The organism is Hydrogenophaga intermedia (assembly GCF_000723405.1).
GTDB classification, from domain to species: Bacteria; Pseudomonadota; Gammaproteobacteria; order Burkholderiales; family Burkholderiaceae_C; genus Hydrogenophaga; species Hydrogenophaga intermedia.
In genome coordinates this window covers 291,495-301,969 of record NZ_CCAE010000002.1, presented here as the reverse complement: position 1 = coordinate 301,969, position 10,475 = coordinate 291,495, and the positions used below count along the sequence as shown (strand labels likewise).

At 70.8% G+C, this 10,475-nt stretch carries 10 protein-coding genes; 7 read left to right on the top strand and 3 right to left on the bottom strand.

All coding sequences use genetic code 11. The features are described from left to right. From BN948_RS27135 to hemC, 3 genes are all read right to left on the bottom strand, one after another. Positions 1 to 196, bottom strand: a 196-nt coding sequence (locus BN948_RS27135) for a hypothetical protein (protein WP_238327220.1), incomplete at its 3' end; no start/stop codon positions are given. Then, positions 193 to 1,020: a uroporphyrinogen-III synthase gene (locus tag BN948_RS02840; protein ID WP_009517839.1), complete on the bottom strand. Its 828-nt coding sequence runs from the start codon at positions 1,018 to 1,020 to the stop codon at positions 193 to 195. The genes BN948_RS02840 and BN948_RS27135, both read right to left, overlap by 4 nt. Positions 1,021 to 1,024: 4 nt before the next feature. Further along, on the bottom strand, positions 1,025 to 1,960 hold the full coding sequence (gene hemC / locus BN948_RS02835; RefSeq protein WP_009517838.1) for a hydroxymethylbilane synthase: 936 nt from the start codon (positions 1,958 to 1,960) through the stop codon (positions 1,025 to 1,027). Positions 1,961 to 2,110: 150 nt separating this feature from the next. Between hemC and BN948_RS02830 the strand changes: the two genes are divergently transcribed. From BN948_RS02830 to BN948_RS02800, 7 genes are read left to right on the top strand one after another with little or no spacing between them, the layout of a single operon-like run. Further along, on the top strand, positions 2,111 to 4,984 hold the full coding sequence (locus BN948_RS02830) for a phosphoenolpyruvate carboxylase (protein ID WP_009517837.1): 2,874 nt from the start codon (positions 2,111 to 2,113) through the stop codon (positions 4,982 to 4,984). 41 nt (positions 4,985 to 5,025) lie between these two features. Further along, positions 5,026 to 5,889, top strand: a complete 864-nt coding sequence (locus BN948_RS02825) for a 3',5'-nucleoside bisphosphate phosphatase (protein ID WP_009517836.1) — start codon at positions 5,026 to 5,028, stop codon at positions 5,887 to 5,889. After that, positions 5,889 to 6,794: a DMT family transporter gene (locus BN948_RS02820; protein WP_009517835.1), complete on the top strand. Its 906-nt coding sequence runs from the start codon at positions 5,889 to 5,891 to the stop codon at positions 6,792 to 6,794. Before BN948_RS02825 ends, BN948_RS02820 begins: the two co-directional genes overlap by 1 nt. Positions 6,795 to 6,809: 15 nt before the next feature. Further along, positions 6,810 to 7,715: a DMT family transporter gene (locus BN948_RS02815; RefSeq protein WP_009517834.1), complete on the top strand. Its 906-nt coding sequence runs from the start codon at positions 6,810 to 6,812 to the stop codon at positions 7,713 to 7,715. A 3-nt stretch (positions 7,716 to 7,718) separates the two neighbouring features. Continuing rightward, the gene (locus BN948_RS02810; RefSeq protein WP_009517833.1) at positions 7,719 to 8,354 is read left to right on the top strand and encodes an L-threonylcarbamoyladenylate synthase; all 636 of its coding nucleotides are present in this window, start codon (positions 7,719 to 7,721) and stop codon (positions 8,352 to 8,354) included. A gap of 25 nt (positions 8,355 to 8,379) precedes the next feature. Beyond that, complete coding sequence (locus BN948_RS02805; protein WP_009517832.1) at positions 8,380 to 9,048, top strand: site-2 protease family protein; 669 nt, start codon at positions 8,380 to 8,382, stop codon at positions 9,046 to 9,048. A gap of 20 nt (positions 9,049 to 9,068) precedes the next feature. After that, positions 9,069 to 10,364: a tryptophan--tRNA ligase gene (locus BN948_RS02800; RefSeq protein WP_009517830.1), complete on the top strand. Its 1,296-nt coding sequence runs from the start codon at positions 9,069 to 9,071 to the stop codon at positions 10,362 to 10,364. The last annotated feature ends 111 nt before the right edge of the window (positions 10,365 to 10,475 follow it).

The following is a 10,475-nucleotide window of genomic DNA, read 5'->3' as shown; positions in this document are numbered from 1 at the left end:
CGTCGGCCAGCGGCATGGCGTGCAGGCCGCTGGTGTCCATGGTGTCGGCCAACACGCCCACGTCTGCCTTGCGGCGGGGGCAAGGCCCCCGGGGCTCCCCCGGCCCCCTTTTTTTCCCGGGCCCCGCGCCCCCCGGGGGGCGGGCGCTGGGCGCGGGGGCCGCCACGGGCGCGGTGTCGTTGTCGGGTGCGTTCATGGCGAGGCGGATGCCCAGGATTCTAGGCCGCGCCCCACGTCGGCCAATGTAGGACGGCAACGGATCACGCGCGCGAACCCCAGGGCCCTCGCCGCGTCGGCGATGCGCGGGTGCGTGGCCAACGCCACCGCCCGCGCATCGGCAGGCCAGTGGCCTTTCAGCGCCTGCACGGCTTCGCTGCTGCTGAACAGCCACACGGTGGCGGGGCCGCTGGCGGCCCGCAGGCGCTCGCTGTCGGCCTCGGTGGGCACCACGCGCTCGCGCCGGTAGGCCACACAGGCCTCGACCTCGGCGCCGGCCTGGCGGCATTGTTCGATGAGCCAGTCGCGCCCCTGGCCGGACGGATCGCCCTCGGCCCCCTCGCTGGTGCCGCGCACCACCAGCACGCGCCTGCCCGGCGCGAGCTGTCCACGCACCACGGGCCACAGGTGCTCGGAGTCGAATTGGTCGGCCGCCGGCGGTGGCGTGTCGATGCGGTCCTCGCCCACGCCCAGCGGCCACAAGGCCTGCAGCAGCGCGCGCGCGGTGCCGGGGCCTGGGGCCCAGAAGCGCGTGTGGGCGTTCGGGGGCGCCACGGGCTCGGCGAAGAAGCGTTGCACGGCGGCGCTGCTGACGAACATCAGCGCATCCTGTTTCGGCCAGGCCACGCGCCATGTGCGCAGGCGCTCCAGCGCGGGGCCGTCGGCCGGTTCGGCGATGCGCAAGAGCGGCCAGGCCTCGGCGGCCCAGCCGCGTTCGCGCAGCGACTCGACCCAGCGAGCCGCCTCGGGCTCGGGGCGCGTGACGATGACGCGGTCGATGGCGTGCGCGGCCTTCGCGCTCAAAGGCTCACTCCCCGCCCTGTGCGCCCGCGGCGCGCAGGGCAGCGGCCACGCGTGTGCCCAGGGCCTCGGCCTCGTCCAGGCTGGCCACCGAGGCGGTGCCCTCGGCGCGCACCAGGGCGCTCGCGCCCTCGGGCTCACCCCAGGCGGTGCGCAGCCACAGGCGCTCGCCCAGCCACTCGGCGTGGGCGGCCAATGGCATGGAACAACTGCCGCCCATGGCACGCGAGACGGCGCGCTCGGCCGCCACGCGCAGCCAGGTGGCCTGATGCACCAGCGGTTGCAGGGCCTCGATCAGGTCGGCGCGGTCGGCGCGCACCTCGATGCCCAGCGCGCCCTGCCCTGCCGCCGGCAGCGACTGCGCGGGCTCGAAGATGGCGCGGATGCGATCGCCCAGGCCCAGGCGCTTGAGGCCGGCGGCGGCGAGCACGATGGCGTGGTACTGGCCTTCGTCGAGCTTGCGCAGGCGCGTGTCGAGGTTGCCGCGCAGGGGTTCGATGCGCACGTCGGCGCGGCCGATGGCGGCCAGCGCCTCGCGCAGCAGCACGACGCGGCGCAGGCTGGAGGTGCCCACCACCGCGCCTGGGGGCAGATCGGCCAGGCCCGCCGCGTGCGGCGAGACCCAGGCGTCGCGCGGGTCCTCGCGCTCCATCACGCAGGCGAGCGCGAAGCCCTCGGGCAGCTCCATCGGGACGTCCTTGAGCGAGTGCACGGCGATGTCGGCGCGGCCATCGGCGAGAGCGTGCTCGAGTTCTTTCACGAACAGGCCCTTGCCACCCACCTTGGACAGCGTGCGGTCGAGGATCTGATCGCCCAGAGTCGTCATGCCCAGCAGTTCGACGCGGTGGCCGCGCGATGCCAACAGGGACTGCACATGGTGGGCCTGCCACAAGGCGAGCCGGCTCTCGCGGGTGGCGATGGTGATGGCCAGGGGCGAAGACATGGGGAAATTCGGGGGGACTGACGCCCGGCTGACGGCGCGCGCGACGCGAAAAATTCGGTACCCGTTTCGGAACCGGAACAGGGTGCGGGCGATGCTAGCATGGCCCTTTCCCCCCACTCTCCGTGAGCCTTCCGTCAAGGCACGCCCGACATGAGCCGATCGACCACGGGCGCCGCCCGCCGCGACAAGGACCAGCCCCTCATCCTCGACATCCGCCTGCTCGGCCGCATCCTGGGCGATGTGATCCGTGAGCAGGAGGGCAAGGTAGCCTTCGATCTCATCGAGCGCATCCGCCAGCTCTCGGTGGCGTTCCGGCGCGACGACGACCGCTCGGCCGACAAGGCGCTCAAGAAGCTGCTGAAGTCGCTCAGCGCCGACCAGACAGTGAGCGTCATCCGCGCTTTCACCTACTTCAGCCACCTGGCCAACCTGGCGGAAGACCGCCACCACATCCGCCGCCGCGCCGTGCACGAGCGCGCGGGCGAGCGATCGCAGACCGGCAGCCTGGCGCTGGCCCTGCAGCGGCTGCGCGAGGCGGGCATCGCCCCTGCGCAGGTGGCCCGCACGCTGGCCGAGGCGCACCTGTCGCCCGTGCTCACCGCCCACCCCACCGAGGTGCAGCGCAAGAGCATCCTCGACGCCGAGCGCGCCATCGCGCGCCTGCTGACGGCGCGCGACGAAGCCTCGCCGCGCGAGCAAACCGCCATCGACGCGCAACTGCGCGCGCGCGTGACCCAGCTCTGGCAGACGCGCCTGCTGCGCTTCACCAAGCTCACCGTGGCCGACGAGATCGAGAACGCGCTGAGCTACTACGAGAGCACCTTCCTGCCCGAGATCCCGCGCCTCTACGCCGAGCTGGAGGCCGGCCTCGGCCGCCCCGTGGCGCCCTTCCTGCGCATGGGCCAGTGGATCGGCGGCGACCGCGATGGCAACCCCAACGTCACGGCCGGCACATTGGAACTCGCCCTGCAGCGCCAGGCCGAGGTGGCGCTGCGTCACCTGCTCACGCAGGTGCACTTGCTGGGCGGCGAGCTCTCCATGTCGGGCATGCTGGTGGGCGCGGGTGAGGCCATGCAGGCCCTGGCCGCCCGATCGCCCGACACCAACGCGCACCGGCAGGACGAGCCCTACCGGCGCGCGCTCACCGGCATCTACGCGCGGCTGGCGGCCACCCTCACCGCGCTCACCGGCGGCGAGGCCGCGCGCCACGCCGTGGCACCGCAGGACCCGTACGCCCGCGCCGCCGACTTTCTGGCCGATCTGCGCACCATCGAAGCCTCGCTGCGCGCCCACCACGGCGAGGCGCTGGTCGACATGCGCCTGAGCGGCTTGATCCGCGCGGTGGAGGTGTTCGGCTTCCACCTCGCCACCATCGACCTGCGGCAAAGCTCCGACCAGCATGAGATCGCGGTGGCCGAGCTGCTGGCCACCGCGCGCCTGGCACCCGACTACAGCGCGCTCGACGAAACCGCCAAGCGCACCGTGCTGCTGCGCACCCTGGACGACGTGCGCCCGCTGCGCGTGCCCGGGGCCGGCTACAGCGATCACACCCGCGGCGAACTCGCCATCTTCGAAGCCGCAAAGCGCGGGCGCGAGCGCTTCGGCGCCCAGGCCATCCGTCACGCCATCATCAGCCACACCGAAACCGTGAGCGACCTGCTCGAGGTGCTGGTGCTGCAAAAGGAGGCCGGGCTGCTGCACGGCACGCTGAACGACGGCGCGGTGGCAGACCTGATCGTGGTGCCGCTGTTCGAGACCATCGAGGACCTGCGCAACGCCGCGCCCATCCTGCGCGAGTACTACGCCCTGCCCGGTGTGCGCGCCATGGTGCAGCGCGGCGCCGCCGACGGCTATGGCGAACAGGACGTGATGCTCGGCTATTCCGACAGCAACAAGGACGGCGGCATCTTCACCAGCAACTGGTCGCTCTACCAGGCCGAGACGGCGCTGGTGGCCTTGTTCGACGAGTTGAACGCCGGCAAGGAAGGATTCGCCGCCGGGCCGCCCCAAGGCGAATCAGCCCCCTCGGGGGGCAGCGGACCACGCGCAGCGGGGAAGCGTGGGGGCTCTGTTCGGCCGATCGGTCTGCGCATGTTCCACGGCCGCGGCGGCACCGTGGGGCGCGGTGGCGGCCCCAGCTACCAGGCCATCCTGGCGCAGCCGCCGGGCACGGTGCGCGGGCAGATCCGCCTGACCGAACAGGGCGAGGTGATCGGCGCCAAGTACGCCAACCCCGAGATCGGCCGCCGCAACCTGGAAACCCTGGTGGCCGCCACGCTGGAGGCCACGCTGCTGCAGCCCACCAAGGACGCGTCGCCCGCCTTCCTGGCAGCAGCCGAGGCGCTGTCGCAGGCCAGCATGGCCGCCTACCGCGCGCTGGTGTACGACACGCCGCGCTTCGCCGACTACTTCTTCAGCGCCACGCCGATCCGCGAGATCGCCGAACTCAACATCGGCTCGCGCCCGGCCAGTCGCAAGGCCACGGGCCGCATCGAGGACCTGCGCGCCATCCCCTGGGGCTTCAGCTGGGGGCAGTGCCGGCTCACGCTGCCGGGCTGGTACGGCTTCGGCTCGGCGGTGCAGGGTTTCGTGAAAGCGGATCCGAAGAACACCGCGCTGCTCAAGCGCATGCAGCGCGACTGGCCCTTCTTCAACACCCTGCTGTCCAACATGGACATGGTGCTGGCCAAGAGCGACCTGGCCCTGGCCTCGCTGTACGCCGAACTGGTGGAAGACAAGGCCCTGCGCCAGCGCGTGTTCAAGGCCATCGAGGCCGAGTGGCAGCGCACGGCCGAGGCGCTGGCGCTCATCACGGGCGAGCGCGAACGGCTGGCCGGCAACCTGGCCTTGCGCCGTTCCATCGAACACCGATTCCCCTACATCGACCCGCTGCACCACCTGCAGGTCGAGCTCATCCGCCGGCACCGGGCGGGCACGCTGAGTGCCGACGACGAAGGCCGGGCCAAGCGTGGTATCCACATCGCCATCAACGGCATCGCGGCGGGCCTGCGCAACACGGGCTGATCCGACCCCGGCGACAGCGCGGCGATACCCCCACTCCTACAATGGAAGGCGTGAACCCCCTGCTCAACGCCGACCTGCACTGCCACTCCACCGTCTCGGATGGCACGCTCGAGCCCGAGGCCCTGGCCGCGCGCGCCAAGGCCAACGGGGTGGAGCTCTGGGCGCTCACCGACCACGACGAACTCGGCGGCCAGCACCGCGCCATGGCCGCCGCCCGCGCGCAGGAACTGCCCTACCTCACCGGGGTGGAAATCTCGGTCACTTTCGCCGGCACCACCGTGCACATCGTCGGCCTGGGCATGGACCCGGACGACAAGGCCCTGCTCGAAGGCCTGCGCGCCACGCGCGGCGGGCGCGAGCAGCGTGCCCGCGAAATGGCCGAGGGGCTCGCCCAGGTCGGCATCAAGGACGCCTTCGAGGGCGCCCTGCGTTACGTCGGCAACCCGGACCTCATCTCGCGCTCACACTTCGCGCGCCACCTGGTGGACAGCGGCGTGTGCAAGGACATCCCCGAGGTATTCCGCAAGTACCTCACCGAAGGCCGGCCCGGCTTCGTGCCGCACCGCTGGGCCGCGCTGGGCGACGCCGTGCGCTGGATCACCGGTTCCGGTGGCATCGCCGTCATCGCCCACCCGGGCCGCTACAAGTTCACCCCCACCGAGGAATACGCCCTGTTCACCGAGTTCAAGCAGCACGGCGGCCAGGCGGTGGAGGTGGTGACCGGCGCGCACAGTCAGGCCGAGTACGCCAAGTACGCCGGCTTCTGCACCGAATTCGGCCTCGCCGCCTCGCGCGGCAGTGATTTCCACAGCCCCGACGAGAGCCACACCGACCTCGGCAAGCTGCCCGACCTCCCCGGCAGCGTGACCCCCGTGTGGGCTCTGCTCGCCGAGCGGGTCCATTGATGGGCGCCGCCGCGCCTCGGCCCGGCCAGGCCCTGGCCGGCATCGGCTTCCTGGTGGCCGCCACGGCCTGCTTCGCGGTGCTGGACACCGCCGTCAAGGTGGTGGGCGCCGTGGTGTCGGTGCTGCTGGCCCTGTGGTTCCGCTACGCCTTTCACGCGGTGGTGGTCACGGCCGTCATGCTGCCCATCCGCGGCCGCTCGCTGCTGCGCACCGAACACCCCCGCTACCAGGTGCTGCGCGGCGTGCTGCTGCTCTCGGTGAGCCTGATGTCCTTCGTGGCGGTGCAGTACATGCCGGTGGGCGAGTTCACCGCCATCGTCATGGTCACGCCGCTGGCGGTGACGCTGCTGGCCGCGCTGTTCCTGCGCGAGCGCGTGACTGTGCTGCGCTGGCTGCTGGTGGCCGGGGGCTTCGCGGGCGCATTGCTGGTGGTGCGCCCGGGCGGCGGCTTCCTGGGCTGGGCGGCGCTGATCCCGCTGGCGCTGGTCTTCATCTACGCCTGGTTCCAGATCCTCACCGCCAAGATGGCGCGCACCGAGGACCCGATGACCATGCACTTCTACACCGGCTGGGTCGGCACCCTGGTCGCCAGCCTGGTGCTGCCCCTGGTGTGGCAGGCCGTGCCCGACGCGCGCACGCTGGCCCTGCTCTGCCTCATCGGCCTCATGGGCACCGTGGGGCACTTCCTGCTGATCCTGGCCTTCCAGCGCGCACCGGCGTCGGCCATCGCGCCCTTCCTGTACACGCAGATCGGCTTTGCCATGTTCTGCGGCTGGGTGGTGTACGACCACGTGCCCGGGACCCTGGAGCTCACCGGCATGGGCCTGATCGTGCTCTGCGGCGCCACGGCGAGCTGGCTCACGGCGCGCGAAAAGCGCCTGCCGGTGGAACCTCCCGAAGCCTGAGCGCGGGCCATTGCCATGACCGCCCTCACCGTCCCCATCGCCGGCCGCGCCCTCGCGGGCATCGCCCTGCTGGTCTCGGCCACCGCCTGCTTCGCGGTGCTCGACACCACGGTCAAGGCCGTGGGTGCCGTGGTCTCGGTGCTGCTGGTCATCTGGTTCCGCTACCTGTTCCACGCGGCAGCGATGACGGCCTGGCTGCTGCCGCGGCGCGGGCGCGCCGCACTGCGCACCGGGCACCCGCGCTTTCAGTTGCTGCGCGGCGCGTTGTTGCTCTCGTTGAGCCTGATGGGCTTCGTGGCGCTGCAGCAGATGCCGGTGGGCGAGTTCACCGCCATCCTCATGTTCACACCGCTGGCCGTGACGCTGATGGGCGCCACCCTGCTGCGCGAGCGCGTGTCGGCCGTCCAGTGGCTGCTGGTGATCGGCGGCTTCGCGGGTGTGCTGCTGGTGGTGCGACCCGATGGCGGCGACATCGGCTGGGCCAGCGCGCTGCCATTGGCCATGGTCTTCATCAGCGCCTGGTTCCAGATCCTCACCGCCAGGATGGCGCGCACCGAGGACCCGCTCACCATGCACCTGTACACCGGCTGGGTGGGCGCTCTGGTCACCAGCGCTCTGCTGCCCTTCGTCTGGCAGGCCATTCCCGATGCGCGCACCCTGGCCCTGCTGGTACTCGTGGGCGTGATGGGCACCCTCGGCCACCTGCTGCTCATCCTGGCCTACCAGCGGGCGCCGGCCTCCACGCTGTCGCCCTACCTGTACACGCAGATCGCCTTCGCCATGGCCTTCGGCTGGCTGGTGTTCGGCCACGTGCCTGGAGCCATAGAGCTCACCGGCATCGCGCTCATCGTGCTGTGCGGCGCGCTTAGTGGGTGGCGCACGGCACGCAGCCGGCTGCCTGTGAGTCCACCGGAAGACTGAACCATGTCCCAGCTCTTCAGCGTCCACCCCGACAACCCGCAGCCCCGCCTGCTCAAGCAGGCCGCCACGCTGCTGCAGCGCGGCGGCGTGATCGCCGTGCCGACCGACTCCAGCTACGCCCTGGCCTGCCACCTGGACGACAAGGCCGCGGCCGACCGCCTGCGCCGCATCCGCCAGGTGGACGACAAGCACCACCTCACCCTGCTGTGCCGCGACCTGAGCGAACTGGCCAGCTACGCCAAGGTGGACAACCGCCAGTACCGCCTGCTCAAGCTCGCGACGCCCGGGCCCTACACCTTCATCCTGGAAGCCAGCAAGGAAGTGCCGCGCCGCGTGAGCCACCCATCGCGCAAGACCATCGGCCTGCGCGTGCCCGAGCACCGCGCACTGCGCGAGTTGCTGGAACAGCACGGCGGCGCCCTGCTGGCCACCACGCTCATCCTGCCCGGTCACGAGCACCCGCTCAATGACCCCGAGGCCATCCGCGAGCGCCTGCAACACGAGGTGGACGGCGTCATCGACGCCGGTGCCTGCGCGCTGGAGCCCACCACCGTGCTCGACCTGGTGCCCATGGGCACGGGCGGCGACCCCGAGGTGGTGCGCCAGGGCCAGGGCTCGCTGGCCCCGCTCGGGCTCTGACACGCGGCTCTGGGACAATCCGCCGATGGATATCGCCCTCATCGTCCAGACGGTCACGCTCTACGCCATCCCGGTGCTGTTCGCCATCACCCTGCACGAGGCGGCGCACGGCTACGTCGCGCGCCACTACGGCGACCCCACGGCCTGGCAGCTCGGCCGCGTCACGCTCAACCCGATGAAGCACATCGACCCGCTTGGCACCATCCTCATGCCCCTGTTGCTGTACTTCGCCACGGCGGGCAACTTCCTGTTCGGCTACGCCAAGCCGGTGCCGGTGGATTTCGGGCGGCTGCGCAACCCCAAGCGGGACATGATCTGGGTCGCCCTGGCGGGCCCGGCGTCCAACCTGCTGCAGGCCGCGCTGTGGCTGTTGCTGCTCTACGTGCTGCGGGCTGCCGGTGTCGAGGAACGCTTCTGGCTCGCCATGTGCCGCGCGGGCTTCGTGGTCAATCTGGTGATGTTCGCTTTCAACATGTTCCCGCTGCCGCCCCTGGATGGCGGCCGCATCCTCACCGGCCTGCTGCCCTGGAAACAGGCAGCCGCCTTCTCCCGCATCGAACCCTTCGGCTTCTTCATCGTGCTGGCGCTGGTGGTCACCGGCCTGGTGGGCGAGTACTGGCTGCGCCCGCTCATGAACCTGTCCGGCAGCGCCATCGAATGGCTACTGACGCCGATCCGCCTCCTTCTGCTCTGAACCGCCGTCCCGTCCCCAGAATGAACACGCAACGCGTCCTCACCGGCATCACCACCTCGGGCACACCCCATCTGGGCAACTACGTCGGCGCCATCCGCCCCACCGTGCGCGCCAGCCGTCTGCCCGGCGTCGAGAGCTTCTACTTCCTGGCCGACTACCACGCGCTCATCAAGACCAGCGGCGACCCGGCGCGCGTGCAGCGCTCCACGCTGGAGATCGCTGCCACCTGGCTGGCCTGCGGGCTCGACCCGGAGAAGGTCACCTTCTACCGCCAGTCCGACATCCCCGAGATCCCCGAACTCACCTGGATGCTCACTTGCGTCACCGGCAAGGGCCTGCTCAACCGCGCCCACGCCTACAAGGCCTCGGTGGACAAGAACACCGAGTCTGGCGCCGAGCCGGACGACGGCGTGACCGCCGGCCTGTTCATGTACCCCGTGCTGATGGCGGCCGACATCCTGATGTTCAACGCCCACCAGGTGCCGGTGGGGCGCGACCAGATCCAGCACATCGAGATGGCGCGCGACATCGCCGCCAGCTACAACCACCTCTACGGCGAACACTTCACCCTGCCCGAGGCCGCCATCGAAGACAACGTGGCCACCCTGCCCGGCCTCGACGGCCGCAAGATGAGCAAGAGCTACGACAACACCATCCCGCTGTTCGTGCCGCGCGACCAGTTGAAGAAGCTCATCATGGGCATCGTGACCGACTCGCGCGCGCCCGGCGAGCCCAAGTCCACCGAAGGATCGGCCCTGTTCCAGCTCTACCAGGCCTTCGCCAGCGCCGAGGAAACCGCCGCCCTGGCCAAGGCGTATGCCGATGGGATCGCCTGGGGGGAGGCCAAGCAGTTGCTGTTCGAGCGTCTGGATCGCGAGATCGCGCCGATGCGCGAGGTGTACGAGGGCCTCATCCAGGACCCGGCGCGCATCGAGAAGACCCTGAAGATGGGCGCTGCCAAGGCGCGCGCCATTGCCACCCCCTTCACCCAGCGCCTGCGCCATGCCGTGGGTCTGCGCGCGCTCGACACGCGGGCCGACGCCGCCACGGCCAAGGCCGCCAAGGCCGCCCTGCCCGTCTTCAAGCAGTACCGCGAGAAGGACGGCCTCTTCTATTTCAAGCTCACCGACGCCAAGGGCGCGGTGCTGTTGCAAAGCACCGGTTTCGCCGCCCCGCGCGAGGCCGCGCAGGCCATGGCCCGCCTGCAAGCCGAGGGAAAGGCCGCACTCGATGCATTGGCGCCGCAATTGATTGCGCCCGATGATGTGGAGCGCGTCACATCTGCCCTGAACGTTTTGCGCCAATCCGCCGCCTGAATTGGGTCACAATCGGCCCCGGCGGCCCGCGCAATCCTCTGCCGCCCTCTGTGTGCCCCTGGGGAAGGGCGCCCGGCTATCGCCAAATCGGGTTTATGCCGATATGCTGTG

Bases quoted from the DNA above. Each gene is read 5' to 3' on its own strand.
- hemC (WP_009517838.1), bottom strand. From the start codon at position 1,960: ATGTCTTCGCCCCTGGCCATCACCATCGCCACCCGCGAGAGCCGGCTC.
- BN948_RS02830 (WP_009517837.1), top strand. From the start codon at position 2,111: ATGAGCCGATCGACCACGGGCGCCGCCCGCCGCGACAAGGACCAGCCC.
- BN948_RS02825 (WP_009517836.1), top strand. From the start codon at position 5,026: ATGGAAGGCGTGAACCCCCTGCTCAACGCCGACCTGCACTGCCACTCC.
- BN948_RS02820 (WP_009517835.1), top strand. From the start codon at position 5,889: ATGGGCGCCGCCGCGCCTCGGCCCGGCCAGGCCCTGGCCGGCATCGGC.
- BN948_RS02815 (WP_009517834.1), top strand. From the start codon at position 6,810: ATGACCGCCCTCACCGTCCCCATCGCCGGCCGCGCCCTCGCGGGCATC.
- BN948_RS02810 (WP_009517833.1), top strand. From the start codon at position 7,719: ATGTCCCAGCTCTTCAGCGTCCACCCCGACAACCCGCAGCCCCGCCTG.
- BN948_RS02805 (WP_009517832.1), top strand. From the start codon at position 8,380: ATGGATATCGCCCTCATCGTCCAGACGGTCACGCTCTACGCCATCCCG.
- BN948_RS02800 (WP_009517830.1), top strand. From the start codon at position 9,069: ATGAACACGCAACGCGTCCTCACCGGCATCACCACCTCGGGCACACCC.